19 protein-coding genes and 1 tRNA gene are annotated in these 26,146 nt (G+C 58.4%); 13 read left to right on the forward strand and 7 right to left on the reverse strand.

The features are described from left to right. Positions 1–12: 12 nt before the first annotated feature. Positions 13–2,793 (reverse strand): flavocytochrome c, encoded by a 2,781-nt coding sequence (locus PUP35_RS14110; protein WP_274240301.1) that lies wholly within the window; start codon positions 2,791–2,793, stop codon positions 13–15. Between the two features lie 609 nt (positions 2,794–3,402). Here PUP35_RS14110 and PUP35_RS14115 point away from each other — a divergent pair. Both PUP35_RS14115 and fumA read left to right on the forward strand, forming a co-directional pair. Beyond that, complete coding sequence (locus PUP35_RS14115; protein WP_274240302.1) at positions 3,403–4,911, forward strand: anion permease; 1,509 nt, start codon at positions 3,403–3,405, stop codon at positions 4,909–4,911. Positions 4,912–4,967: 56 nt separating this feature from the next. Next, complete coding sequence (gene fumA / locus PUP35_RS14120; protein ID WP_274240303.1) at positions 4,968–6,617, forward strand: class I fumarate hydratase FumA; 1,650 nt, start codon at positions 4,968–4,970, stop codon at positions 6,615–6,617. On the opposite strand, the gene PUP35_RS14125 is transcribed toward fumA, so the two are convergent. Further along, positions 6,606–7,499 (reverse strand): LysR family transcriptional regulator, encoded by an 894-nt coding sequence (locus PUP35_RS14125; protein ID WP_274240304.1) that lies wholly within the window; start codon positions 7,497–7,499, stop codon positions 6,606–6,608. The two genes, fumA and PUP35_RS14125, sit on opposite strands and share 12 nt — an antisense overlap. Positions 7,500–7,605: 106 nt before the next feature. On the opposite strand from PUP35_RS14125, the gene PUP35_RS14130 reads away from it, so the two are divergent. The 3 genes from PUP35_RS14130 (at position 7,606) to PUP35_RS14140 (ending at position 11,284) form a co-directional block, all read left to right on the forward strand. Beyond that, the gene (locus PUP35_RS14130; protein WP_274240305.1) at positions 7,606–8,904 is read left to right on the forward strand and encodes a serine hydrolase domain-containing protein; all 1,299 of its coding nucleotides are present in this window, start codon (positions 7,606–7,608) and stop codon (positions 8,902–8,904) included. Between the two features lie 281 nt (positions 8,905–9,185). After that, complete coding sequence (locus PUP35_RS14135; RefSeq protein WP_127731546.1) at positions 9,186–10,499, forward strand: MFS transporter; 1,314 nt, start codon at positions 9,186–9,188, stop codon at positions 10,497–10,499. Beyond that, positions 10,496–11,284, forward strand: coding sequence for a substrate-binding domain-containing protein (locus PUP35_RS14140; RefSeq protein WP_274240306.1), 789 nt, complete (start codon positions 10,496–10,498; stop codon positions 11,282–11,284). The genes PUP35_RS14135 and PUP35_RS14140 overlap by 4 nt, the downstream gene beginning before the upstream one ends. Here the strand turns inward: PUP35_RS14140 and PUP35_RS14145 are convergent. The 3 genes from PUP35_RS14145 to PUP35_RS14155 all read right to left on the reverse strand — a co-directional run bounded on the left by PUP35_RS14145 (position 11,259) and on the right by PUP35_RS14155 (position 13,923). After that, on the reverse strand, positions 11,259–12,158 hold the full coding sequence (locus PUP35_RS14145) for a LysR family transcriptional regulator (protein WP_111966038.1): 900 nt from the start codon (positions 12,156–12,158) through the stop codon (positions 11,259–11,261). The two genes, PUP35_RS14140 and PUP35_RS14145, sit on opposite strands and share 26 nt — an antisense overlap. A 92-nt stretch (positions 12,159–12,250) precedes the next feature. Then, positions 12,251–13,780, reverse strand: coding sequence for a cryptochrome/photolyase family protein (locus PUP35_RS14150; protein ID WP_274240307.1), 1,530 nt, complete (start codon positions 13,778–13,780; stop codon positions 12,251–12,253). Beyond that, positions 13,777–13,923: a DUF2256 domain-containing protein gene (locus tag PUP35_RS14155; RefSeq protein WP_071530926.1), complete on the reverse strand. Its 147-nt coding sequence runs from the start codon at positions 13,921–13,923 to the stop codon at positions 13,777–13,779. Before PUP35_RS14155 ends, PUP35_RS14150 begins: the two co-directional genes overlap by 4 nt. 215 nt (positions 13,924–14,138) lie before the next feature. Between PUP35_RS14155 and mtfA the strand changes: the two genes are divergently transcribed. Beyond that, the gene (mtfA, locus tag PUP35_RS14160; protein WP_274240308.1) at positions 14,139–14,936 is read left to right on the forward strand and encodes a DgsA anti-repressor MtfA; all 798 of its coding nucleotides are present in this window, start codon (positions 14,139–14,141) and stop codon (positions 14,934–14,936) included. On the opposite strand, the gene PUP35_RS14165 is transcribed toward mtfA, so the two are convergent. Beyond that, positions 14,933–16,144, reverse strand: coding sequence for an MFS transporter (locus PUP35_RS14165; RefSeq protein WP_274240309.1), 1,212 nt, complete (start codon positions 16,142–16,144; stop codon positions 14,933–14,935). The two genes, mtfA and PUP35_RS14165, sit on opposite strands and share 4 nt — an antisense overlap. Positions 16,145–16,282: 138 nt before the next feature. Between PUP35_RS14165 and PUP35_RS14170 the strand changes: the two genes are divergently transcribed. From PUP35_RS14170 to PUP35_RS14195, 6 genes are all read left to right on the forward strand, one after another. Continuing rightward, positions 16,283–18,025 carry an IucA/IucC family protein gene (locus tag PUP35_RS14170; protein ID WP_274240310.1) on the forward strand — a complete coding sequence of 581 codons (1,743 nt, stop codon included), beginning with the start codon at positions 16,283–16,285 and terminating at the stop codon, positions 18,023–18,025. Beyond that, a complete protein-coding gene (locus PUP35_RS14175; RefSeq protein WP_274240311.1) occupies positions 18,025–18,972 on the forward strand; it encodes a GNAT family N-acetyltransferase in 948 nt (315 codons plus the stop codon). The genes PUP35_RS14170 and PUP35_RS14175 overlap by 1 nt, the downstream gene beginning before the upstream one ends. Continuing rightward, positions 18,969–20,711: an aerobactin synthase IucC gene (gene iucC / locus PUP35_RS14180; RefSeq protein ID WP_274240312.1), complete on the forward strand. Its 1,743-nt coding sequence runs from the start codon at positions 18,969–18,971 to the stop codon at positions 20,709–20,711. The genes PUP35_RS14175 and iucC overlap by 4 nt, the downstream gene beginning before the upstream one ends. Beyond that, complete coding sequence (locus PUP35_RS14185; protein WP_271369460.1) at positions 20,708–22,033, forward strand: lysine N(6)-hydroxylase/L-ornithine N(5)-oxygenase family protein; 1,326 nt, start codon at positions 20,708–20,710, stop codon at positions 22,031–22,033. Before iucC ends, PUP35_RS14185 begins: the two co-directional genes overlap by 4 nt. Before the next feature lie 26 nt (positions 22,034–22,059). Then, the gene (locus tag PUP35_RS14190) at positions 22,060–24,249 is read left to right on the forward strand and encodes a TonB-dependent siderophore receptor (RefSeq protein ID WP_274240313.1); all 2,190 of its coding nucleotides are present in this window, start codon (positions 22,060–22,062) and stop codon (positions 24,247–24,249) included. Positions 24,250–24,413: 164 nt separating this feature from the next. Next, positions 24,414–24,489: transfer RNA gene (locus PUP35_RS14195), tRNA-Asn, on the forward strand. Positions 24,490–24,681: 192 nt separating this feature from the next. Here PUP35_RS14195 and PUP35_RS14200 read toward each other — a convergent pair. Next, a complete protein-coding gene (locus tag PUP35_RS14200) occupies positions 24,682–25,071 on the reverse strand; it encodes a RidA family protein (protein ID WP_115875756.1) in 390 nt (129 codons plus the stop codon). Between the two features lie 141 nt (positions 25,072–25,212). Between PUP35_RS14200 and PUP35_RS14205 the strand changes: the two genes are divergently transcribed. Then, positions 25,213–26,133 carry a LysR family transcriptional regulator gene (locus PUP35_RS14205; RefSeq protein WP_274240314.1) on the forward strand — a complete coding sequence of 307 codons (921 nt, stop codon included), beginning with the start codon at positions 25,213–25,215 and terminating at the stop codon, positions 26,131–26,133. The last annotated feature ends 13 nt before the right edge of the window (positions 26,134–26,146 follow it).

Genomic DNA, 26,146 nt, shown 5'->3' on the forward strand with positions numbered 1-26,146 from the left:
GAAGCAGGTGCCTTACATCTTTTTCGAACGCAGAGCCGCCTGATGTCCTGCAAGGGTACCAAAAATAATGATATCTGCCACCGCGTTACCGCCGATACGGTTAGCACCGTGGATCCCGCCGACCACTTCACCGGCTGCAAACGCGCCTGGCAGCACGTTGTGGTTGCTATCCAGCACGCAGGTTTCGGTGTTGATGGTCACGCCGCCCATGGTGTGGTGCACGCCCGGCGCAATCTGAATGGCGTAGAATGGCCCTTCATTGATTGGCGCACGCAGCGCGGTGGTACGACCAAAGTCGTCATCGTGCTGTTTTTCAACGAAACCGTTGTAACGTTCCAGGGTCGCCAGGAAAGCGTGGTGATCCATACCGAGCGCTTCCGCCAGGGCTTTAGGCGAGCTGGCGCTGGTCACGAAGCCTTTGGCGATGTACTCATCCGCAGCTTTGTTTTTGGCGCGTACGTGCTCGTCAAAGACGATGTAAGCGTATTTCTCCGGCAGCGCGATGATTGACGCCGAGACTTTATCGCGGGTCGACATTTCGTTGTAGAAGCGCTCCCCTTTCTGATTGACCAGAATCGCCCCGCCCCCGCGGATGGATTCGGAAATCAGGTACGAGGTTTTCTGCTCAACGGTTGGGTGAATTTGAATCTCGCCCATATCGACAGTGCCAGCCCCGATGCGCTCTAGCAGCGCGATACCGCCACCGGTCGCCCCTTTGTGGTTGGTGGTGACGAAACCTTCCAGATCCGGACGGTATTTCACGACCATCTGGCTGTTGGCGCTGAAGCCGCCTGTGGCGACAATCACACTTTTCGCTGCCACGGTGACAGTTTCATTCTCTTCGGTGGTCAGGCGCACGCCGGTGACTTCACCGTTTTCGAAGATAATGTCGCTGACGGAGGTATCCAGCATTACCTCGATGTTGCGTTTGTTGACGTTACGCACCAGGCCGCTAATCAGGTAACCGCCCACCGCAGAACCGTCTTTTGGACGGTGAGTACGGTCGATGCTCATCCCGCCGGTGGTGGTGATGTCGTTCAGCATGATGCCGCGGGTTGCCAGCCACTCAATCGCCTGCGGCGCGTTCTCGACGAAGCGGCGCAGCAGTTCCGGGTTGTTCTTGTTGCCGCCGCCTTTCAGGCTTTCCTGGTAGAACAGCTCTTTGCTGTCCTGAATGCCCTTCACGCGCTGGAAGCGGGTTTCGGCAGCGTTCATACCGGCAGAGGCTTTAATGGTGTTCCCGCCGATGGTCGGCATTTTCTCGACGATCAGCACGCTCGCGCCTTCGTCGTGAGCCTGAATCGCCGCCGCCAGCCCGGCGCCGCCGCTGCCGACAACCACCACGTCCACGCTGCGGGTTTCGTTCGGGTCAACGCCCTCTTCCGCGGCCAGCGCTTTGCTGGATTTCAGCATCGCTTTAGAGACCGCTTTCTTCACCGCTTCACTCTGGCTGGTTGCGCCGGTGATGGCATCCACGTGCGGAGTATTAGCATCCAGAATGCGGGTACGGATCTCTTCAAAGCTGGTGACGAACTCAACGTCTTCGCTCGGGCCGGAGGCCAGCTCGATGTCCGCAATGCGGTCGGTTTCCAGGCTGACGTTAATCACCAGTTCGTTAGCGTCATCCTGCACTTTCTCAGCAAAGGTACCCGGTTTGAATTTTGATTCGCCCATGCTCATGTCGCGGATCATCGCTTCCACCAGCGAGAAGCGCCACAGCGGTTCAGGAATGTTCAGCGCCTCGCGCTGGGTGCTGTCCATAAACAGCTCAAGGCTTTCGCCGGCCGCGATGCGGTCTGTCCAGTCCGGATAAGCGATGGTGGCGCGGCCAACGGCAATCAGGTCGTAGCCGTGGTCGAGTGCTTCATTGGCATCGGCGGCATTCACTACGCCGCCCACGCCCATGACCGGAACCTGCGCCAGCGTTTCAGAACGCATCGCGCAGTATTTTTCGATAAGCGGCGTCGGGTCCTGGGTGTCGACAATGGAAGGACGCAGGGTCGCGCCGACGGAGAAGTGCAGGTAATCCACGCCGCGCGCCGCCAGTTTTTCCAGCAGGTACATGGTGTCTTCAAAGCGGATGCCCGGCACTTCAAGCTCTTCAGGGGAGAAGCGATAGCCAATAATAAAGGCGTCGTCCGCGTACTGGCGCACCATTTTGTGGGTGATGTCCAGAACCGCCAGCGGGAACTTCGCGCGGTTATCGCGGCTGCCGCCCCACTCGTCGTCACGCTGGTTAGAGTTTGGCGAATAGAATTGCTGAATCAGATAGGTGTTTGCCCCGTGGATTTCCACGCCGTCGAAGCCGGCCTGGATGGCGCGGCGCACCGCTTCACCAAACTTGCCGATCATGCCTTCGACTTCTTCGCCAGTCAGCGCCACGGGCGTTGCAGCGCCCTCACGCGGCGCGGCAACAGCGCTTGGACCAACCGGCGTACGGCCACCGATCAGTTTCGGGTCAACCATGCGGCCGCCGTGGTAGATCTGCAGCAGGGCCTTAGAGCCTTTAGATTTAATCGCCTCCGCGATTTTCGCCAGCCCTGCAATTTTCTCGTCATTATCAATCCCGATCGCGCCCGGGAAGGCCAGACCGAGATCGTCGACGAAGCAGCATTCCACAATGATGGTGCCGATACTGCCGGAGCGGGCACGATAGTACTCCACCAGTTCGCTGGTAACGGTGCCGTCGTAATAGCCGGTGCAGGTGGTCATAGGGGCCATTAACAAACGGTTTTTCAGTTCAGTGCCATTCGGTAATGTGAAGGGGCTAAGAATGCGTTCGTTAGTGCTCATAATAGAAACTCCAAACTTTTAAAAAATTAAGAATTCGTTATCGGATTGATTTTTTAGTTCGTCGTTATTTGCCGATGTCATGATATTAATATAATGATTTTTTTAGTTTCTAAAGTTATTACGTTAGTTAATAAACTATTTAATCCCTGCAATAACACAAATAACACATTGGTGTTAGCGAATGTAATTCAGTCATTCACAATAATTTAAAATTAGTTAAATAAAAATTGGTAAAACCAATTTCCATCACACTTGCAAAACCTTTAAAAACAGCAACATAAAAAACAAAGAAAACATAGATGTTACGAAAATGATAAAACAAACCAATAAAACAGGTAATACCCACATACGCCTGAGCGGTTATTAATAAAAGCATAAAAATAACGCTGCAATTCTGTTTTTTTGATCGCGATCAATAGTTATGGCATCCAAAAGCGCAATATAAAAACATCATCAATTTTTAATTTAGCGCCTCCACAAAAGCGTTAAATTGCTATTACTGAAATTACAAAGCCGCACCTTTAATAACTAAAAAAAGCAAAGAAACTTAAGAAAGTGATTTTGTTTTTTCAGTACGACCGAATCTTTGACAACTTAAGACGTGAAACTATGAATACAAAAACTGCTGTAACGCCCCCTGCGGCGAACCAGGCATCAAATGGAAACGCAAAACGTCTGCTGATGATGGCACTGCCCGTCATCGTCGCCGTACTGCTGCTGTTTGTTCCGGTACCGGAAGGCCTGCCTCCTTACGCGTGGCACTACTTCGCCATCTTTGTCGGCGTGATCGTCGGTTTGATCTTCGAACCCCTGCCAGGTGCGGTGATCGGTCTGACCGGCGTGGTCGCCATTGCCCTGTGCAGCCAGTGGGTGCTGTTTAGCCCTGAACAGCTGGCCGATCCGAAATTCAAGCTGGCAGGCGCCTCCTTTAAGTGGGCGGTGAGCGGGTTTGGTAACTCTACCGTCTGGCTGATTTTCGGTGCCTTTATGTTCGCCGCAGGCTATGACAAAACCCGCTTCGGCCGCCGTCTGGCGCTGATTCTGGTGAAATACCTCGGCCGTCGGAGCCTGACGCTCGGTTACGCAATTACGTTTGCTGACCTGCTGCTGGCGCCGTTCACCCCGTCCAACACCGCACGTAGCGGCGGGACCATCTACCCGATCATCGCTAACCTGCCGCCGCTGTACGGTTCAAAACCTAATGACCCAAGCGCGCGTAAGATTGGTTCGTACCTAATGTGGGTGGCGATCACCGCGGCCTGTATCACCAGTTCAATGTTCCTCTCCGCCCTCGCGCCAAACCTGCTGGCCCTGGCGCTGGTGAAAAGTACGGTTGGGATTGATATCTCCTGGGGCACCTGGTTCCTCGCCTTCCTGCCGCTGGGTATCCTGCTGATTCTGACCATGCCGCTGCTGGCATACTGGTTCTACCCGCCTGAAGTTAAGGTCAACAACGAAGTGCCGCTGTGGGCGACCCGCGAACTGGAAAAACTCGGCAAACTGTCCCGCAATGAAATTCTGCTGCTGGTGTTCGTGTGCTGCGCGCTGCTGATGTGGATCTTCGCCGCCGCGTGGATTGAACCCGCTATGGCTGCCCTGCTCATCGTCGGCCTGATGCTGTGGACCGGCGTACTGGAGTGGAACGACATCACCGGTAACAAAGCCGCGTGGAACACCTTCGTCTGGTTCGCCACCCTGGTTGCGCTGGCGGACGGTCTCTCCTCTACCGGCTTTATCAGCTGGCTGGGTAAAGAAGGCGGTCTGCTGATGAGCGGTATCTCTCCGGGCGTGGCGACCATCGTCCTGCTGCTGGCGTTCTACCTGCTGCACTACCTGTTTGCCAGCACCACCGCGCACACTACGGCGCTACTGCCAGCGATGCTGACCATCGCTTCCACCATCCCGGGCATGAATATGGAAGTGTTTGTTCTGCTGATGGTGACCTCGCTGGGCGTGATGGGGATCATCACCCCGTACGGTACTGGCCCAAGCCCGATCTACTACGGTAGCGGCTACCTGCCAACCAAAGACTACTGGCGCCTCGGCACCATCTTCGGTGCTATCTTCCTGGCGGCCCTGCTGCTGATTGGCTATCCGTGGATGTCCATGATGTTCTGATTCCTGACCGCCGGACTTCTCCTCCGGCGGTTTTATTTTTTGTGGAGCAATACGCTATGTCAAACAAACCGTTTATCTACCAGAACCCCTTCCCTCTTGCGCATGACGACACCGAATACTACCTGCTGACCAAAGAGCACGTCTCCGTTGCCGAGTTCGAAGGCCAGGAAATCCTGAAGGTGGAGCCGGAAGCCCTGACCCTGCTGGCGCAACAGGCCTTCCACGACGCCGCGTTTATGCTGCGTCCTTCCCATCAGAAGCAGGTTGCCGCCATTCTCAACGATCCGGAAGCCAGCCAGAACGATAAGTACGTTGCCCTGCAGTTCCTGCGTAACTCTGAAATCGCGGCCAAAGGCGTGCTGCCGACCTGCCAGGATACCGGCACCGCGATCGTCATGGGTAAAAAAGGCCAGCGCGTCTGGACCGGCGGCGGCGACGAAGCGGCCCTGAGCCAGGGCGTGTATAACACCTACATTGAAGACAACCTGCGCTACTCCCAGAACGCCGCGCTGGACATGTATAAAGAGGTGAATACCGGCACCAACCTGCCGGCGCAGATTGACCTCTACAGCGTGGACGGGGACGAATACAAATTCCTGTGCATGGCAAAAGGCGGCGGTTCTGCCAACAAAACCTATCTCTACCAGGAAACCAAAGCGCTGATCACCCCGGCTAAGCTGAAAAATTACCTGGTTGAGAAGATGCGTACCCTGGGGACAGCAGCCTGCCCGCCGTACCACATTGCCTTTGTTATCGGCGGAACCTCGGCGGAAGCCACGCTGAAAACCGTGAAGCTGGCCTCCACGCGCTACTACGACACCCTACCGACGGAAGGTAACGAACACGGCCAGGCTTTCCGCGACGTTCAGCTCGAACAGGAGCTGCTTCAGGAAGCACAGAACCTCGGCCTGGGCGCGCAGTTTGGCGGTAAATACTTCGCCCACGACATCCGGGTGATCCGCCTGCCGCGCCACGGCGCGTCCTGCCCGATTGGCATGGGCGTCTCCTGCTCCGCGGACCGCAACATCAAAGCGAAAATCAACCGCGACGGGATCTGGATTGAGAAGCTGGAGCACAACCCGGGTCAGTATATTCCTGAATCGCTGCGCCAGCAGGGCGAAGGCGACGTGGTCAGCATCGATCTGAACAAGCCGATGAACGAGATCCTGGCGCAGCTTTCCGCGCACCCGGTCTCTACCCGCCTGTCGCTGAACGGGACCATCATCGTGGCGCGCGACATCGCCCACGCGAAGCTGAAAGAGCTAATCGACAACGGTGAGGAACTGCCGCAGTACGTCAAAGATCACCCGATCTACTACGCGGGCCCGGCCAAAACGCCGGAAGGCTACGCGTCTGGCTCACTTGGCCCAACCACGGCGGGACGCATGGATTCGTATGTGGACCTGCTGCAGTCCCACGGCGCAAGCATGATCATGCTGGCCAAAGGCAACCGCAGCCAGCAGGTGACGGACGCCTGCCATAAGCACGGCGGCTTCTACCTGGGCAGCATCGGCGGCCCGGCCGCGGTGCTGGCGCAAAACAGCATTAAGAGCCTGGAGTGCGTCGCGTATCCGGAGCTGGGAATGGAAGCCATCTGGAAAATCGAAGTCGAGAACTTCCCGGCGTTTATCCTGGTGGATGACAAAGGCAACGATTTCTTCCAGCAGATCCAGAACCAGCAGTGTAAAGGCTGTTCACAGCGCTGAGTGCTTCCATACGTTCGGCAGGAGCGACAGCGTTTCAGCGATCGTGCTGCGCTTGTCGCTCCCCGGCTTCCAGATGGTGACCATCGTCTGACCAATTCCCTGGCTGCCCACTTCGGTGTGCAGCCTTTTTACGTTTTGCCACCGCCCGGCGTGAAAATGCGTCGGTAAGAATCCCCAGCCGCAGCCGCGCTCCAGCAGACCGCGCAGCATCTCCGGCTCATTGGTAAAGAGGGTATGCCCGGAAATCTGCAGGCGGCGCGCCACCGGCTCGTCCGAGGCGGGGTGCATGACGACCTGGGGCACAAGGGAAAGATCGAGCAGCGACAGAGGTGAAGCACTGTCCGCAAACAGCCCGCTGGCGGCATAAAAATCCATATCGATGGCACCCAGGGCACGCCACTCCATATCATTGCCCACGCTGCGGTTGCGTGCCTGACAGATGGCGAGATCCGCGTCATTGTTCGCCAGCAGCCGTTCCGATTCATCCCGCGAGGCGCAAATAAGGCTCAGGCGGATTTTTCGTACCGCCATTTCAGCAATCACCCCATGCAGAAAGGCTCTGGGCGTAAAAGGATCGTAGACCAGCGTCAGGTCCTGCGTGGCACCGTGCGGCACCTCTCTGGCAAACGCCTCAAAGGCTTTGACCTGCCGCATCAGGAGGTGCGCCTGGCGCTGAAGCTGTTCCCCTTCGGGCGTGAGCCGCAGGGTGCGGCCGTCGCGAATAAACAGCGCGTAGCCCAACCCATCCTCAAGAAAATCAACCAGATCGCGAAGCGTCGTTCGGTCCTTCTTCAGCGCCACCGCGGCTTTACTCAGGCTCCCGTTCTCGGCCACGGCGGTAAATGCCTCGAGCTGTGCAAAAGAGTAAATCAGTCCCGCCACGCTACGCTCCCTCTGTTTTTTGGGGGGATTTTCCCCCGCTATGCGTTTTTTATTATAGCTCCGGGGTTTTTAAACTGAAGCCGTTCCTAACCTGTAAGAGACGGATATGAAAAACAGAAAAGTAAACCATGCCCTGCTGGCGGGCCTTATCTTCAGCACCCTAATCTCCCCTGCGGCAGTGGCCGCCTGTAAAGGCACCGACCTCAGCGCTTGCCCTGCCCCCTTCGACACCACGCTGCCTGACACCCATAAGATGCTCACCTGGAGTCAGGCCGATCGCGTGGTGGGCTTTCGTAATGACTACCGCAACTACGCCGGGGACGTTTTCCGCCACGGTAGCGCCGTGCCGCTGGAAATGTCGGACAAGCCGCTCACGGACGCACACTATCAGGTCAACGGCAGGCGCTACGGCCTTAAGGACTACCTCCAGCGGCAGAACGTCAGCGGCATGCTGGTGCTGAAGGACGGCAAAATCGCCTGGAAGTATCTTGGAGAGGGCAACACCGACTCCACGCTCTGGACCTCGCGCTCGGTTGGGAAATCGGTGGTATCGATGCTGGTGGGCGTAGCCCTCAAAGAGGGAAAGATCCACTCGCTTGACGATCGGATCACGCGGTATGAACCCGATCTGAAAGGCACCGCGTGGGACGGTGTGACGCTCAGACAGCTGATCACCCATACGTCCGGCGTGGCCTGGAACGAGGATTACACCAACCCCCACTCCGACTTTGCGCAGCTCACCGAGTGCGAGGCGAAGCCGGGTACCTATGACTGCGTGCGCAAGCTGGTGAAGGGGCTGCGCAGGGCGCATCCGGCCGGAGAGAACTGGTCTTACTCTTCGGGCGGTGCCTGGCTGCTGGGTGACGTGCTGGAGCGGGCCACCGGCATGACGCTCGCAGCCTATCTGGAGAAAAGCATCTGGCAGCCTTACGGCATGGCGAGCGACGGCGTGTGGCATGCCTACAGCAAAGGCCAGCACGACGTCGGCGCGCACGGCTTTAACGCCACGCTGGAGGACTGGGGACGCTTCGGGCAATTTATCCTGAACAACGGTACGCTGCCGAACGGTAAGACCATACTGCCGGAAAACTGGATCAGGCAGTCGTCAGACTGGACGAAGGCCAAAGGCTCGGTCTCAGACGCCCATCCGGACGGGCTGTACGGCTATCAGTGGTGGAACAACGCGGTGCCCGCCAACGCTACCGGCGTCGAGCCGGCAGCGCAGGATTCGCTGAAAGGCTCGCTCTGGGCGCTGGGCATTTTTGGTCAAATGATCGTAGTGAACCAGAAGGAAAACCTGGTCATCGTCCAGTGGTCTACCTGGCCGCAGGCGGAACCGTCCTTCAGCGCCCAGCCGCTGGAGGCCTCTCTGATGTTTAGCGCGATAGCCAGGGCGCTCCGCTAAATGGACTCCGCCGGGTAACGACGCGGTTACCCGGCTCATTCTGAAACGCGCCTCTGCGCCACATCACAAAATCGCAATATCAGAGACTTACAGAATATTGGTGAATAAAAAGCCAACAGTTTGTTAAGTTATTGTTGTCATTAATTGTATTAATTTGTCGGATTATATTCATGCAAGAAATGCATCAGTCGATGCGGCATTTGCGCTTATCTAATTCCTCATCCTGATCCAGTTTTCAGAAACAGACGCGTAAAACGTCAACAATAAAACTGGAGATAACCATGTTTTCCTCAACCTCACCTGCAACCGTACGTTCGAAGGCGGGCGCGATACTTCGCGTCACGTCCGGCAACTTTCTTGAGCAATTCGATTTCTTTCTGTTCGGCTTCTATGCCACCTATATCGCCCACACGTTCTTCCCGGCAAGCAGTGAATTTGCGTCGCTGATGATGACCTTCGCCGTCTTCGGCGCGGGCTTTTTGATGCGTCCCATCGGGGCCATCGTGCTTGGCGCCTATATCGACAAGGTGGGGCGCAGAAAGGGACTGATCGTCACGCTGTCCATCATGGCGGCGGGGACGTTTCTGATCGTGCTTATCCCCTCTTATCAAAGCATTGGTCTGTGGGCGCCGCTGCTTGTGCTGACGGGCCGTCTGCTGCAGGGCTTTTCCGCCGGCGCGGAGCTTGGAGGCGTGTCGGTCTATCTGGCTGAAATCGCCACGCCGGGCCGCAAGGGTTTTTACACCAGCTGGCAGTCCGGTAGCCAGCAGGTCGCCATTATGGTCGCCGCGGCGATGGGCTTTGCGCTGAATGCCCTGATGGCGGAGAGCGCCATTCGCGAATGGGGCTGGCGCATCCCGTTCTTGTTCGGCTGTTTAATCGTGCCGTTTATCTTCTTCCTGCGCCGCAAGCTGGAAGAGACGGAAGAGTTCAGCGCGCGTCGCCAGCATCTGGAGATGCGTCAGGTCTTTAAAACGCTGCTTGGCAACTGGCAGGTGGTGGTCGCGGGCATGCTGATGGTAGCGATGACCACCACCGCGTTCTACCTGATCACCGTCTACGCTCCCACCTTTGGCAAAAAAGTGCTGATGCTGAGCGCGTCGGACAGCCTGCTGGTCACGCTGCTGGTGGCGGTTTCTAACTTCATCTGGCTGCCGGTGGGCGGTGCCCTGTCGGATCGTTTCGGCCGCAAGCCGGTGCTGATTGCCATGACCCTGCTGGCGCTGGCGACCAGCTACCCGGCCCTGACGCTGCTGGCGAGTGCCCCCAGCTTCTCCATGATGCTGAGCGTGCTGCTGTGGCTCTCCTTCCTCTACGGCCTGTATAACGGCGCGATGATCCCGGCCCTGACGGAGATCATGCCTGCCGAAGTGCGCGTGGCGGGCTTCTCGCTGGCTTACAGCCTGGCAACGGCGGTTTTTGGCGGCTTTACCCCGGTGATGTCCACCGCGCTGATTGAATACACCGGTGACAAAGCTTCGCCTGGCTACTGGATGAGCTTCGCCGCGGTGTGTGCCCTGCTGGCCACGCTCTACCTCTACCGCCGCCGTGCGGTATCGCTGCAAAACACCGTCAAGTCACAGGGGGCAGTATGAAACGCACTTATCGCTATACCGCCAGCGCGCTGGTGCTGATGTTCCTGAGCGTCAATGCCTTTGCCCAGGACGTAAAGGTCATGATCTCAGGTGGCTTCAAAGCCGCCCTTGAAAAACTGGCTCCGGAATATGAACGCCAGACCGGGGATAAAATCGTGATCATCCCCGGCCCCTCAATGGGCGCTACGCCGCAGGCCATCCCAAACCGCCTGGCGCGCGGCGAGAAGGCCGACGTGGTGATTATGGTGGGCGATGCGCTGGAGAAGCTCGAAAAGGCCAGCCAGACCCAACCGGGTTCGCGAACTGAACTCGCGGACTCTCCCGTTGGCATGGTGGTGAAAAAAGGTGCGGATGTCCCTGATATCAGCAGCGATGCGAAACTGCGTGAAACGCTGCTGCAGGCCAGCTCCATCGCCTACTCTGACAGCGCCAGCGGCAGGTACGTCAGCCAGACGTTGTTCAAAAAGCTGGGGATTGAAAAAGAAGTGGCGGGTAAAGCGACAAAGGTCGAGCGTATCCCGGTCGCCTCTGAAGTGGCGAAAGGAAAATACGCCGTGGGCTTCCAGCAGGTTAGCGAGCTGCTGCCCGTTCAGGGCGTCACCTTTATTGGTAAAATCCCGGATAATCTGCAATACATCACGCGCTTCGCGGGCGCGGTTACCCGCCATGCAGAACATCCCGCGGAGGGGAAAGCGCTGTTGACCTATCTTGCCTCACCGCCCTCACGCGCCGTCATCGAGAAGACGGGGATGATCCCCGTTACGTCCGGCGATACTGCTCGGTGATCTGCTTTTCCAGTTCAGCCGCGATATAAGACTGGATGCGCCCCCGGCGCCGGATAAGCCCCACGGTGCGTTTCACTTCCGGCGCCACCAGCGGCAGATGCGTCAGCAGCGTGTGCTCTGAGGTCGGCATCGACATGGCGGGAACGGCAGCGATGCCGATCCCCGCCTCAACCATACCGAGCATCGTGGTAACGTGACGTGTTTCGCAGACGCTGGGCCGCTCGGGAACGATATCCCCCAGCATCCGATCGAGCAGATTGCGGTTACCTGACGTTTTATCGAGAGAGATATAATCCTGCTGATAAAATGCCTGCCACGTCAGGTGACTCTTCTGCGCCAGCGGATGATCCTTTCTGCACGCCGCGACGTAGACATCCTCCACCAGCGGGAAAAATTCGATTTCAGACGGCAGGTTTCCTGCGAAGCAGATACCAAAATCCGCCTGGCTTCGGGCCACGGCGTCAATCACATTCCCCGCGCTGCTGTCGATGAGCTTAATGCGAACGCGCGGATAGCGAGACTGAAAACGACGGATCACATCAGGCATAAAGTAACAGGCGGCGGACGGTACCGTGGCAACCGTGATCAGCCCCGTCCGCTCTTCGCTGGCCTTATCGACATCCGCGAGCATTGACTCAACGTTGTCGAGCAGCTGCGCGGAGCGCTCGGCAAAGTTTTGCCCGTATAACGTTAAGGCCACGCGGCGGGTGGTACGATCGAACAGCCGGTTTCCCAGCGCGGCTTCCAGCTTTTCAATCCTGCGGCTCAGCGCCGACTGGGATAAGCAGATAGATTCAGCAGCGACACGGAAGTTACCGTATTCCACTAACGCTCTGAAAGCATAAAGATCGTTAAGGTCAAAATTCACGGGCATAGCGTCTGGATGTCCTGTCAGGGAATACGCAACAAAGTCAAAAATAATAGCGTCTTACTGAACCACCGCAACCTGTACGGCGATGAAATAGGTCAGAGGTCGTTGAGATGCAGGCGAACATACCCTGCGCGGTCAGCAATGGCCTGCCGCTCCTCTTCCTTCATGTCCGCAAGCTGTTTAAAGACAATGCCCAGGCGGGGATTGTTACCCAGACGCGCCTGATTGCGCGCAAAGAAATCCCAGTAAAGGGCATTAAAGGGGCACGCCAGCTCCCCAGTGCGCTGGTTATGTTGATACCGGCACCCCTGACAGTAATTACTCATCTTATGAATATATGACGCGCTCGAGACGTAGGGTTTACTCGCCAGTAAGCCGCCATCGCCAAACTGGCTCATGCCGAGGGTGTTGGGCAGCTCCACCCATTCAAAGGCATCAATATAGACCCCCAGATACCATTCATGAACCGCCTGCGGCGACAGGCCGCTTAGCAGGCTAAAGTTGCCGATGACCATCAGGCGCTGGATATGGTGGGCGTAAGCCTCGGTGAGCGACTGCCCAATAGCATGTGACAGGCAGCGCATCTGCGTCCTGCCGGTCCAGAACCAGTCCGGCAGCGGAGCGTGCTGGTCTAAGGCATTCAGATCCCGATAGCCCGGCATCTGCGACCAGTAAATCCCACGCACGTACTCCCGCCAGCCGAGAATTTGTCGGATAAACCCTTCAACGGCGGGCAGCGGCGCATGGCCCGAACGCCATGCCTGCTGGGCGGCTGCGACCACTTCCCGCGGATTAAGCATTTTGGTGTTTAGCGCGAATGAAATTAACGAGTGGAAAAGAAAAGGTTCCTCCGCGTGCATCGCGTCCTGCCAGGCGCCAAAATGGGGGAGCACGTGAGTGATAAATTCCTCAAGCCTGGCTTTGGCTTCCGAACGGTTAAGCGGCCAGCGAAAATTGTCGGCCTGCGGTTCGCCGAAGGTCTTTACCCCACAGCGTTGGATCTCCGCCCATAAGGCTGAATAATCGTGGCCGGGACGCGAGTCGCCCGGCGCGGGCGGCTCGCCGGACCAGCGCTTGCGGTTTTCAGCATCGAAGTTCCATTTCCCCCCTTCCGGCTCGCCTTCTGATGTCAAAAGCATGCCGTGCTGACGACGCATTTCCCGGTAAAAGTACTCCATTCGCCAGCTTTTGCGCGTTGCAAAGAACGCGCTGACCTGTTCCCGCGTGGTGAAAAAATGCTCGCTGCTGACGCAGGCCGTTTCAACGGAGGCCGTCTTCGCCCACGCCTGCAGCTGCGTATCCAGACGCCATTCGTCGGGCTCCTGCCATATCACCCTACCCGCGCCGTAATGTGCGACAAGCGCGTTGAGATTGTCTTCCAGCGCGCCGCGGTTAGAGCCGTCAGAGAGCCGGACATACCTCATCCGATGCCCCTTCTCCTTTAATGCAGAGGCAAACGCGCGCATGGCGGCGAAGATAGCGATAACTTTCTGGGCGTGATGAAGCACATAGGCGGTTTCTGCCCGGAGTTCCAGCATCACGTAAATGACGTTCGGACTGCAGGTATCAAACCAGCTGTGATGCGGATTAAGCTGATCGCCCAGGATCAGACGCAGCTCGGTCAACGGTGGCTCCTGCGACAGCGCTCGGAACAGTATTTAACCTCATTCCAGCATTTCGCCCATTTCTTGCGCCACGTCATGGGTCGCTGGCAGTGCACACACAGCCGACTGGGCAGGTCCTGCTTGTTACCTTTGAAATCGCTCATCTTTTCAATACCGTACTGATTTTTTCACTGAACCTGTGGATGAAGGCTACGACAGACTTCACAAAATGAAGGTGATGCCCGCAAACCGCTACCCACCGCTACGTACGAATGATAGTTTATTCAGGCTGGAATTGTCGCAGTGCGCGATTTTCTGGCATCTTAACCGAACCTGACTTTCCCATTTTTGTTCAAGTAACGAGTTTGCGAGCAAAGCGATGATAAAGTGGCCCTGGAAAACGAATGAAGCTGGCCGGGATATGGCGCTGCCATGGAATGACGCGCTGACAATCCCTGTTCTGGCTAATCTTAAGCCGGATGAACAAGCGAAACTGGTTCAGCTTGCGGATCGTTTTTTACAGCAAAAACGCCTGGTTCCACTGCAGGGTTTCGAGCTGGATCCGCTTAAAAACGCCCGCATCGCCCTGCTTTTCTGTCTTCCGGTGCTTGAGCTCGGCATTGAGTGGCTGGACGGTTTCCACGAAGTGCTTATCTATCCCGCACCTTTCGTGGTGGATGACGAATGGCAGGACGATATCGGGCTGGTGCATAACCAGCGCGTGGTGCAGTCCGGACAAAGCTGGCAGCAAGGGCCGATTATCCTCAACTGGCTCGATATTCAGGACTCGTTCGACGCCTCCGGTTTTAATCTGATTATCCATGAAGTGGCGCACAAGCTGGATACCCGCAACGGCGATCGCGCCAGCGGCGTCCCGCGGATCCCGCTTCGCGAGGTCGCGGGCTGGGAGCACGACCTGCACGCGGCGATGGATAACATCCAGGATGAAATAGACCTGGTGGGCGAAAGCGCGGCCAGCATTGACGCCTATGCGGCAACCGACCCGGCAGAGTGCTTTGCGGTGCTCTCCGAGTACTTCTTCAGCGCGCCCGAGCTCTTCGCGCCCCGTTTCCCGGCCCTCTGGCAACGTTTCTGCCAGTTTTATCAGCAGGATCCGCTACAGCGCCTGCGGCAGAATGAAGCGTCCGGCGGGTATTCGTCCCGCCAGGTCCATTAAGCTTTTTCAGCAGGGGTACGCTCGGTTGACCATACCCCTATGCTCAGGGCTAAAAACAGCAATGCCATTCCCCACGCGGCCACCGTTAAAGACTGCTCCCCGTAAAAGCGCGTCACGACCGGCACAATCAGCGCGCTGACGCCGTAGCCTAACGTGTGGCTGGTGGCGATGACGCCCGCCCCTTTCCCCGTGGTCAGCCGATCGTTCAGCAGCAGCTGGTAGCCCGGCGTGGCCATCGCCGCCCCGAGTGACGTGATAACAATCCCCACGTAGAACAGCGCTAAACCGGCGACAGACATCAGCCCAAGCCCGGCCACCATCAGCACCGCCGCGATGCAAAGCAATGTCACCGGGCTGAAATGCTGCGGGCGGACCACCAGAAACTGTGCCGCGAGCGTGGCCAGCGCGGCCACGCTCAGCAGAAGCGCGACATGATGGCTGATCTCCCGGGCGTTACCGTCCAGCAACGGGCTAAGATGCGGTGACAGGCCAATCTGCATCAGGCTCACCAGCGCCGCCAGCAGCAGCGCCAGCAGCAGGAACGGCAGCATGGAGGCCTGCAGGCGGGTTGCCTGATGGGCTACCGGCGGCAGCGGCGGGTCAGCGACTTCGCGAAGCACCAGCAGCAGAGCGATAAGCGGCGCAACCGCCATCAGCCAGAGCGGCGCCACCGGATTAACGCTGAGCATCAGCGCCGCCAGCGGCGGGCCGAGCAAACGCCCGCAGCTGAGGCCGGAGCTTATCGTCGCCAGCGCCGCCATTCTTTTCTCCAGTCCCGCACGCTGAATCGCCCACGTCTGGGCCGCAGGCACCAGCCCCGAGACCGTCAGTCCGTAGAGCAGGCGCGAGAAAATAAGCCCCGCCAGCCCCCAGACCGCATCCAGCCTTCCGGCCGCCATCGCCCAGACCATCAGCGCCATCACGACAAAACTGGCCAGATAGCCGCCCAGCGAGGCGAGCATCACGTACTTACAGCCCTTTCGCTCGCTTTGACGCCCCCACCAGGGCGATGCGGGTAAAAAAAGCATGGATCCAAACATCAACAGTCCGGCCCAGACCGAGAGCGACAGCCCGGTCAGGTTCACCAGCTGCGGGAGCATCACCAGCAGGCCGTTTTGCCCGATACCTAATAAACCCGCACATAACGCCAGGGGCCAGTTGGCTTTTGAGGTGACGTTTTCGGTCAATATTTCAGAGTCAGCGCGCATGAGAATGTGAACATAGTGTCAATAAATGTGTGGAAATTATGAAGTTTATGAAAACAAATATTGCAAAAATGGTTGCGACTGTAAACAGAATGAATATCATAACGAGAATTATTATCAATCATGGAATGAGGTACATCTATGCGTACTCTGCTCCGCGCCGCCGGTACAGACGTTGCAGCCCAGTGTTTTTTAAACGCCCTGTTGCGCGAAACGAAGGACTGGCGCTATCTCCCCGCTACCGATGCGGATGCGCTATCTGAGATCCATATCCCGCTTTCCCAAACCCAGGCGCTTCGGGTACCGGTACGCTATTTCTCTCCCACCCAGCACCATCAGTACCGTTTCCCGGCAACGCTGATTCATAGCAAGAGTGATAACGGTGACGCCGTCACATTCTCTCAACTGGTTGATTTAATTCTTGAAAAACCGTCCGTAAAAGGCTCGCTGGATGCCGATACGCTGGCGCGTTTTAAGCAGCGCGTTCTCGAAAGCCATGCCCACACCTGGCAGGCGATTGATTTACGCCACAACTGGGCAACACTGCGCGATAAGCCGCTGACGTTTGCCGACGCGGAACAGGCGCTGCTGGTCGGCCACGCGTTTCACCCGGCACCAAAGTCGCACGAGCCGTTCAACGAAGCCGAGGCGCGCCGCTACCTGCCCGATTTCGCCTCCCGCTTCCCGCTGCGCTGGTTTGCCGTTGAGAGCACGCTCGTTGCTGGCGACAGCCTGAACGTCTCCCTGCGCGAACGTCTGCTGCGCTTTGCGGCCCAGAGCGCGCCCGAGCTGCTCGGCCATTTCACCGACACCCGCTGGCTGCTGCCCATGCATCCGTGGCAGGCCGACTATCTGCTGGAGCAGGACTGGTGCCAGCGTCTGGCAGAAAACGGTTCACTGCAGGACCTGGGTGAAGCGGGCGCGCAGTGGCTGCCCACCAGCTCGTCACGCTCGCTTTACAGCGAAACCAACAGCGACATGATTAAGTTCTCTCTCAGCGTGCGCCTGACCAACTCCGTGCGCACGCTGTCGGTGAAAGAGGTGAAGCGCGGCATGCGCCTGGCGCGTCTGGCAAAAACGGAACGCTGGCAGGAATTACAGGCGCGCTACCCGACCATGCGCGTGATGCAGGAAGACGGCTGGGCAGGACTGCGCGATGACAACGGCGCTATTCAGGAAGAGAGCCTGATGGCCCTGCGCGTTAATCTGCTGTTCGATACGCCAGACACCCAGACCAACGTGCTGGTGAGCCTGACGCAGGCCGCGCCGGACGGCGGCGACAGCCTGCTGGCCGCGGCGGTGCGCCGTCTGAGCCAGCGTCTTGATCTCCCGCTCGCCCAGGCCGCCCGCTGCTGGCTGAACGCCTACTGCGACCGCGTATTGCTTCCGCTGTTCAGCGCCGAGGCGGACTACGGTCTGGTCCTGCTGGCGCACCAGCAAAATATCCTCGTTGAGATGCAGCAGGATTTCCCGGTCGGGCTGATCTACCGCGACTGCCAGGGCAGCGCGTGGACCGAAAGCGCCGACGCGTGGCTGAAAGAGGCGGGCGAAACTGAGGTGGAAAACCGCTTTGGCGAGAGCCAGCTGCTGCGCTACTTCCCTTACTACCTGCTGCTGAATTCTACCCTTGCCGTCACCGCCGCCCTCGCCGCCGCCGGTTTCGACAGCGAAGAGAGCCTGATGTCCCGGGTGCGCGACGCGCTGGCAGAACTGCGCCGCACGGCGAAGCAGACCCGCTGCCTCGACTACGTGCTCGACAGCCCGACCTGGAACTGCAAAGGCAACTTCTTCTGCTACCTGCACGATCGCAATGAAAACACCATCGCCGATCCGGCGGTGATCTATTTCGACTTTAGCAACCCGTTCTACAAGGAGAAGGCGTGATGGCTATCGCGAATATCGTCCATTCCGGCTACGGCTTTCACTGCACCGCAACGGATCGCGCCCTGCCGCTGGCGTTGGGTCTCGACGGCAGCGCGGTGCTGGAGCGTCTGAAGGGGATCCCGGACGGCTGGCTGGTGGAAGCCCTGGATCAGCTTTTTGTGGCCGCCCCCGCGCTGACCGGCATTACGTTGCCGTGGGCGGACTGGCAGGATGAACCCCAGGCGCAGGCGCTGTTTGGCCTGGCCCACGGTGATTATCTGGCGCGCGACGCCTTCTGGCAATTGCCGCTGTGGCTGAAGGGCGAACGCCCGCAGGCGAGCGGCGGAATGCAGTTTGACGAGAGCCGTCAACTGTACTTCCCGCTGCGCCCTCGCCGCCCGCAGGGTGAGGTGTATCGCCGTTACGATCCGCAAATTAAGCGTACCCTCAGCTTCCGCGTGGCCGACGTGGCGCTGGACGGCGAGCGTTTTACCCGCTGGATGAATAACCCGCGCGTGAACGCCTTCTGGGAGATGGCGGGCCCGCAGGCCGAGCAGGAAAACTACCTGCGCCGTCAGCTCGACTCGCCCTACTGCTACCCGGTTATTGGCAGCTTCGACGATCAACCGTTTGGCTATTTTGAACTCTACTGGGCACCGGAAGACCGCATTGGCCGCCACTACCGCTGGCAGCCGTTTGACCGCGGGCTACACATGCTGGTGGGGGAAGAGAACTGGCGCGGCGCGCAGTACATCCGCAGCTGGCTGCGCGGTCTGAGCCACTATCTGTATCTCGACGAACCGCGCACCGCGCGCATCGTGGCCGAGCCGCGCTTCGACAACCAGCGCCTGTTCCGTCACCTTTCCTCTGCCGGTTTTGACACGGTGAAAGAGTTCGACTTCCCGCATAAACGCTCGCGCCTCATTATGAGCCAGCGTCACCGCTTCTTCAGCGAGGTGGGCCTGTGAACGCGCTCTGGGAAAAAGTGAACCGCGAGATGGTGGCGAAGATCCTCGCCGAGCTGGAATACGAGCGCACCCTGCGCGCCGAGCCGGTTTCGTCGGACGGCTGGCGCATCGCCATGGGCAACGCGTCCTGGCAGTTTTGCGCCACGCGCGGGATCTGGGGCTGGCTGCATATCGACCCGGACAGCCTGACCACCGCCAGCGGTGCCGCCGTGGAGGCGGAGAGCGCGCTGCTGCAGCTGGCGACGGTGCTGGAGATGAGCGACGCGCAAACGGCAGAGCACATGGAGGACCTCTACGCCACGCTGCGCGGCGACATGCAGCTGCTGCAGGCGCGTGACGCGCTGGATGCGGACGCGCTGATCCACCTCGATCCGGACGAATTACAGTGTCTGATGCGCGGTCACCCGAAGTTTATTTTCAACAAAGGTCGCCGCGGCTGGGGGCTGGACGCGCTGCGCCAGTACGCGCCTGAGTACCGCGGACGTTTTCGTCTGCACTGGGTTGCCGTTCAGCGGGAGCATCTGGTCTGGAGCAGCGACGCCGATTGCGATATCAGCGCCCTGCTGGCGAGCGCCATGGACAACGCCGAGCGCGCCCGCTTTGACGCCCGCTGGCAGGCGCTGGGCCTCGACGAGAGCTGGCTGCCGGTGCCGCTGCACCCGTGGCAGTGGCAGCAGAAGATTGCCATTCATTTCCTGCCGCAGCTGGCGCGCGGTGAGATGGTTGAGCTGGGCGAGTTTGGCGATGAGTACCTGGCGCAGCAATCCCTGCGCACGCTCACCAACGCCAGCCGTCGCGCGCCGTTTGACATTAAGCTTCCGCTGACGATCTACAACACCTCCTGCTATCGCGGTATTCCGGGCAAGTACATTGCCGCCGGGCCGCTGGCCTCGCGCTGGCTGCAGCAGCAGTTTGTCGCCGACGCTACGCTTGCCCGCTCTGGCGCACAGGTGCTTGGCGAACCCGCCGCCGGATACCTGTCGCATCCGGGCTATGCGGCGCTGCCGAAAGCGCCGTACCGCTATCAGGAGATGCTGGGGGTGATCTGGCGCGAGAACCCATCCTGCTATCTTCAGGACGGCGAACAGGCGGTGCTGCTGGCGGCGCTAATGGAAACCGACAACGACGGGCGCCCGCTGATCGACGCGTGGATTAAACGCTCGGGGTTAAGCGCCGAAGCGTGGCTGGAAAAGCTGTTTGAGGCAACGGTGATCCCGTTCTATCACCTGCTCTGCCGCTACGGCGTGGCGCTGATCGCCCACGGGCAGAACGTGACGCTGGTGATGAAGGACTACATTCCGCAGCGCATCCTGCTGAAGGATTTCCAGGGCGATATGCGCCTGGTGGAGGAAGATTTCCCGCAGGCCCAGAGCCTGCCGGAACAGGTGAAGGCCGTCACGGCGCGCCTGAGCGCGGATTACATCATCCACGATCTGCAAACCGGCAACTTTGTGACGGTGCTGCGCTTTATCTCGCGTCTCACGCTGCAAAGCGGCGTCAGCGAAACGCGTTTCTATCAGATCCTCGCCGGGGTTCTGCACCGCTATATGGCCGCGCACCCCGAGCTTGCGGAACGCTTCGCCAAATTCGATCTCTTCAAGCCGCAGATTATTCGCGTGATCCTCAACCCGGTCAAACTGACCTTCTCCGAATACGACGGCGGCAGCCGCATGCTGCCGAACTACGTCACCGACCTAGACAACCCTCTTTTTCTGGCCTCCAGGGAGTCAGCGCAATGAAAACCTATGATTTCATCGGCATTGGTATCGGCCCTTTTAACCTCAGCGTCGCCGCGCTGGCGGAAGGGCTGGACGGCTTTAGCTCGCTGTTCCTCGAGCGTAAACCACACTTCTCCTGGCACCCGGGAATGATGGTGCCGGACTGCCACATGCAGACCAGCTTCCTGAAGGATCTGGTCAGCGCCGTTGAGCCGACCAACCGCCACAGCTTCCTGAACTACCTGGTGCAGCGCAAAAAGTTCTACCGCTTCCTGACCACCGAACAGCGCACCGTTTCGCGGGAAGAGTTTGCGGACTACCTGTGCTGGGCGGCAGACAACCTCACCAACCTCGCCTTCAGCCAGCAGGTGCAGCAGGTGAGCTTTGATGAGAAAAGCGGCCTGTTTGAGGTGGTGACCCAGCGCGACCGCTTCCTGGCGCGCCACGTCTGCGTGGGGATTGGCAAACAGATCAACCTGCCGGACTGCGTCACGACTCAGGACGATACCTGCTTCCACGCCAGCGAGATGATGCTGCGCACGCCGGACCTTACGGGCAAGCGCGTTACCGTCGTCGGCGGCGGCCAGAGCGGCGCCGACCTGTTCCTGAATATTTTCCGTGGCGAATGGGGCCAGCCGCTGAGCCTGAACTGGGTCTCGCGCCGCAACAACTACAACGCGCTGGATGAAGCCGCCTTTGCTAACGAGTATTTCACGCCGGAGTACGTGGACAGCTTCTCTACGCTCGGTGCAGAGGCGCGTCGCCAAATGCTTCACGAGCAGAAGATGACCTCCGACGGCATCACCACCGAGTCCCTGCTGGCGATTTACCGCGCCATGTACCACCGCTTTGAAGTGCTGCGTGAAAAACCCTGGGCGCACCTGATGCCGTCCCGCTCGGTGACGGCCCTGACGCGCCTGGAAAACGGCCAGCGCCTGAGCATACAGCATCACCTCGACGGCGGCCGCGAGCAGCTGGAGAGCGACGTGACGATCTTCGCCACCGGCTATCGCGCCGTGCAGCCTGCGTTCCTCGCGCCGCTGTCTCACCGCCTGCATCTGGATACGGACGAAGCCTTCTGCATCAACAACGATTTCACCCTCGAATGGGACGGCCCGCAGAGCAACCGCCTGTTTGCCGTGAATGCCGGGATGCACCGTCTCGGCATTGCCGAACCCCAGCTCAGCCTTATGGCCTGGCGTGCGGCGCGAATTCTGAATCGCGCGCACGGCGACGAGCCGTTTGAACTGGCTACCACCCCTGGCGTTATCCACTGGCGAAGCACCACCAGCCCGGAGAACAGTCAGGTTTTTAAATCCTTAGCAAAAACCACCGAGTACTGACACACACAATCAGGGTCAACATAACAATGAAACGTTCTCATCTTTGGGTTTTAAATCCTTGCTTGCTTGCAATGCTTTCTACCTCTGCGTGGGCGGAAGAACAAAAGGAAGAAAATATCGTTGTCTCCGCCAGCCGCGCGCACCGCAGCGTGGCGGAGATGGCGCAGACTACCTGGGTCATTGAACGGGCTGAAATTGAACAGCAGGTTCAGGGCGGGAAAGAGATTAAAGAGGTGCTGGCACAGCTGATCCCGGGCATGGACGTCAGCAGCCAGGGGCGTACCAACTACGGCATGAACCTGCGCGGCCGCTCCATGATGGTGATGGTGGACGGCGTGCGCCTGAACTCGTCCCGCAGCGACAGCCGCCAGCTGGACTCTATCGATCCGTTCAACATTGACCGTATCGAAGTCATCTCCGGCGCCACGTCACTCTACGGCGGCGGCAGCACCGGTGGCCTGGTGAACATCGTCACCAAAAAGGGCCAGCCGGAGACCGAGGTCGAGTTCCAGACCGGGACAAAGAGCGGCTTTAATAGCCATAACGACCACGATGAGAACGTGTCGGCAGCGGTCAGCGGCGGCAACGATAACGCTTCCGGTCGTCTGTCGGTGTCGTATCAGCGCTACGGCGGCTGGTATGACGGCAACGGCAACGAGGTGATCATCGATAACACCCAGACCGGATTACAGTATTCTGACCGTATTGACGTGATGGGCACAGGCACCATTAACATCGACGATCATCAGCAGCTGCAGCTGACTACCCAGTACTACAAGAGCGAGTCCGACGGTAAGCATGGTCTGTATCTCGGGAAGAACTTCTCGGCGGTCACGGGGGATGCGACCGCGTACAACAAAGGTAACCTGGACTCTGACCGCGTGCCGGGTACCGAGCGCCATCTGATCAACCTGCAGTATTCCAATACAGACTTCTGGGGCCAGGATCTGGTCGCGCAGATTTACTATCGAGACGAGAGCCTGACCTACTACCCGTTCCCGACCCTGACCAAAGGCGTGGTGAGCAGCATCGGCGCGTCGCAGCAGAAAACCGATTTTTACGGCGGCAAGCTGACGCTGAACAGCAAGCCGGTGGACGATTTAACGCTGACCTGGGGTGTGGATGCCGACCACGAAACCTTCGACGCCAACCAGCAGTTCTTTAACCTGAGCAAGGCCGCGGCGAGCGGCGGCATGGAGCTGGATAACGCCTACAACGTGGGTCGCTACCCGGGCTACAGCATCACCAACCTCGCCCCGTTCCTGCAGGCCAGCTACGATATTGACGCCATCACCCTGAGCGGCGGCGTGCGCTACCAGTACACCGAGAACAAGGTAGACGATTTTGTCGGTTACACCCAGCAGCAGGCCATCGCCACCGGGAAAGCAGCCTCCGCCGACGCGGTGCCGGGCGGTAAAACCGATTACAACAACTTCCTGTTTAACGCCGGGATCCTCGGTCGCCTGACCGAACAGCAGCAGCTGTGGTTTAACTTCTCCCAGGGCTTCGAAATTCCGGACCTGGCGAAGTACTACGGCTCCGGCACCTATCAGCTCAACAACGGTCACTATCGCCTGCTGAACAGCGTCAACGTGAACGATTCGACGCTGGACGGTATCAAGGTCAACGCTTATGAGCTGGGCTGGCGCTACACCGGCGATAACCTGCGCACGCAGGTCGCGGCGTATTACTCGCTCTCGGATAAAACCATCACCATCAACAAGACGGATATGACCATCAACCTGGAAGACGACAAGCGTCGTATCTACGGGGTGGAAGGTCAGGTGGACTATTTCTTCACCGACAGCGACTGGAGCACGGGCGCGAACTTTAACGCCATCAAGTCAGAAACCCGCGAAAACGGGAAATGGGAGAAGCTGACGGTTGACAGCGCCAGCCCGTCGAAAGCCAGCGCGTGGGTCAACTGGGCGCCGGGCGACTGGACCCTGCGCGTGCAGAGCACGCAGACCTTTGACGTGTCAGACTCCGACGGCAAGAAGATTGATGGCTATAACACGGTCGACTTCCTGGGCAGCTACGCCCTGCCGGTGGGTAAAGTCAGCTTCAGCGTGGAAAACCTGCTGGACAAAGACTACACCACCGCCTGGGGCCAGCGCGCGCCGGGGCTGTATAGCCCAACCTACGGTGCACCGGGTCTGTATACCTATAAAGGCCGTGGACGGACGTTTGGTCTGAACTACTCCGTACTGTTCTAATCCTGCGCGCCGCCTGCGGGCGGTGCATTTCACTGTGTAATTTCAACGCAAATTTACTATAAAATCAGCGATTTGCTGAAATTGTCGACAAACGAATGAAAAGTGCGTTTTCACCCTTTGACAAGGCGCAGTGAGGTCGCTACTATGCGCCTCGTTCACACGATTCCTCTGTAGTTCAGTCGGTAGAACGGCGGACTGTTAATCCGTATGTCACTGGTTCGAGTCCAGTCAGAGGAGCCAAATTTGAAAAGCCTGCTTTTGAAGCAGGCTTTTTACTTTTCTGCGTTCGGAAAATTTGCCGGGTGGCGGCTTCGCCTTACCCGGCCCAGGGGACCCTGGGGCACGGTAAGCGCAGCGCCTCCGGGCAATAAACCGCTGCTCTCATCATTTTTCCTCTGTCTTATTTTCGACTGGCGGAAAGACCAGTAATACTCAGGGCAGCCTGGCAATCACCTTAATTTCAAACTGGAACCCGTACAGCCACGTCACGCCGACCCCGGTCAGCGTAGGGTAAGGCGCTTCCCCCCAATATTCTGGCAGGATACTCCAGATTGCGTCGAGGTTTGACTCGGGATCGACGACAAAGAGGGTCACGTCAACCACGTCATCGAACGTGCAGCCCGCAGCCGCGAGGACAGCAATAAGATTATCGAAGGCCAGCCTGACCTGCGCTCTCAGATCGGGCTCAGGCGAACCATCCTCACGACTACCCACCTGCCCCGAGACGAACAAGAAACCGTTGGATTTGATGGCCGGTGAATACCGATTGCGCTCATAGAGCGCCTGGCGTCCGAGGGGAAAAACAGCTTCGCGTGTTGTCATGTTTGTACCTTTGAAATAGGGCGAAATCAGCCCGTTGCACATAAAGACACTTTACAGGTGCAGGTTCGGACGGATAAACAAGCGACTTTGTCCATCATTGTTTGTAATATCCAAACAATCGGTGAAAAGAGAGGACAAGGGATGGATCGTTTCGACGCGATGCGCGCCTTTGCTCGCGTGGTGGAGGCAGGCAGTTTCACAAAGGCTGCCCAAACGCTTCATATGAGCAAAACTACAGTGACGCAGCTCATTCAGCAGCTGGAAGCGCGCCTGCGCGTCAAATTGCTCCATCGCACCACCCGCAGGCTCGGCGTTACTCCTGATGGCGCGGTCTACTACGAGCGCGTCATCCGCCTGCTGGCGGATATGGAAGATGCTGAAAACAGCCTGTCCAGTGCGACGATGACGCCCAGGGGACGCCTGCGGGTAGATGTGCCGACTCCTCTCGCCCGCCTGGTGCTGGTGCCCGCGCTACCGGCTTTTCACGCACGCTACCCTGAAATCCAGTTCGACATGGGCGTGAGTGACCGGGTGGTGGATCTGATCGGCGACAACGTGGATTGTGTCGTGCGGGGCGGCGAAATCAACGACCAGTCCCTGATCGCACGCCATGTCGGTGATTTGCAAATCGGTATTTACGTCGCACCGAGCTATGTGGAACGCCTCGGCGCCCCTGCGCACCCGCGAGAGCTGGAAAATACCGACCATCGCATAGTGGGATTCTTATCCTCACGCACCGGTAAGATTGATCCTCTGGTACTGCGCTGTGAGAGTGAACATATTGAAATCACGGGAAACTATGTGCTTGCAGTGGATGATGGCAACGCCTATCTCGAGGCTGGGCTAGCGGGATTAGGCGTGATTGCGCTCCCCGTCTATATGGCGGCAGCGCATCAGACTGCTGGCTCTTTAATTCCGCTATTTGAAGACTGGCGTATTAAGCCAATGCCCCTGTACCTGGCATTTCCGCCTAACCGCCATGTCAACGCCAGACTGCGCGTTTTTATTGATTGGATCGTTGAGTTGATGCAGCAGCATGTCCCCACTACTTACAACAAGTGACGACATCCCTGCC

Source organism: Enterobacter sp. S-33, from assembly GCF_028735835.1.
Classification (GTDB): Bacteria; Pseudomonadota; Gammaproteobacteria; order Enterobacterales; family Enterobacteriaceae; genus Enterobacter; species Enterobacter vonholyi.

Excerpts from the sequence above, each read along its gene's own strand:
- PUP35_RS14155 (WP_071530926.1), bottom strand. The coding sequence starts at position 13,923 with ATGAGCGATTTCAAAGGTAACAAGCAGGACCTGCCCAGTCGGCTGTGT.
- PUP35_RS14200 (WP_115875756.1), bottom strand. The coding sequence starts at position 25,071 with ATGACAACACGCGAAGCTGTTTTTCCCCTCGGACGCCAGGCGCTCTAT.
- PUP35_RS14115 (WP_274240302.1), top strand. The coding sequence starts at position 3,403 with ATGAATACAAAAACTGCTGTAACGCCCCCTGCGGCGAACCAGGCATCA.
- PUP35_RS14185 (WP_271369460.1), top strand. The coding sequence starts at position 20,708 with ATGAAAACCTATGATTTCATCGGCATTGGTATCGGCCCTTTTAACCTC.
- PUP35_RS14165 (WP_274240309.1), bottom strand. The coding sequence starts at position 16,144 with ATGCGCGCTGACTCTGAAATATTGACCGAAAACGTCACCTCAAAAGCC.
- PUP35_RS14130 (WP_274240305.1), top strand. The coding sequence starts at position 7,606 with ATGAAAAACAGAAAAGTAAACCATGCCCTGCTGGCGGGCCTTATCTTC.
- fumA (WP_274240303.1), top strand. The coding sequence starts at position 4,968 with ATGTCAAACAAACCGTTTATCTACCAGAACCCCTTCCCTCTTGCGCAT.
- PUP35_RS14135 (WP_127731546.1), top strand. The coding sequence starts at position 9,186 with ATGTTTTCCTCAACCTCACCTGCAACCGTACGTTCGAAGGCGGGCGCG.
- PUP35_RS14205 (WP_274240314.1), top strand. The coding sequence starts at position 25,213 with ATGGATCGTTTCGACGCGATGCGCGCCTTTGCTCGCGTGGTGGAGGCA.
- PUP35_RS14140 (WP_274240306.1), top strand. The coding sequence starts at position 10,496 with ATGAAACGCACTTATCGCTATACCGCCAGCGCGCTGGTGCTGATGTTC.
- mtfA (WP_274240308.1), top strand. The coding sequence starts at position 14,139 with ATGATAAAGTGGCCCTGGAAAACGAATGAAGCTGGCCGGGATATGGCG.
- PUP35_RS14175 (WP_274240311.1), top strand. The coding sequence starts at position 18,025 with ATGGCTATCGCGAATATCGTCCATTCCGGCTACGGCTTTCACTGCACC.
- PUP35_RS14110 (WP_274240301.1), bottom strand. The coding sequence starts at position 2,793 with ATGAGCACTAACGAACGCATTCTTAGCCCCTTCACATTACCGAATGGC.
- PUP35_RS14190 (WP_274240313.1), top strand. The coding sequence starts at position 22,060 with ATGAAACGTTCTCATCTTTGGGTTTTAAATCCTTGCTTGCTTGCAATG.
- PUP35_RS14170 (WP_274240310.1), top strand. The coding sequence starts at position 16,283 with ATGCGTACTCTGCTCCGCGCCGCCGGTACAGACGTTGCAGCCCAGTGT.
- PUP35_RS14145 (WP_111966038.1), bottom strand. The coding sequence starts at position 12,158 with ATGCCCGTGAATTTTGACCTTAACGATCTTTATGCTTTCAGAGCGTTA.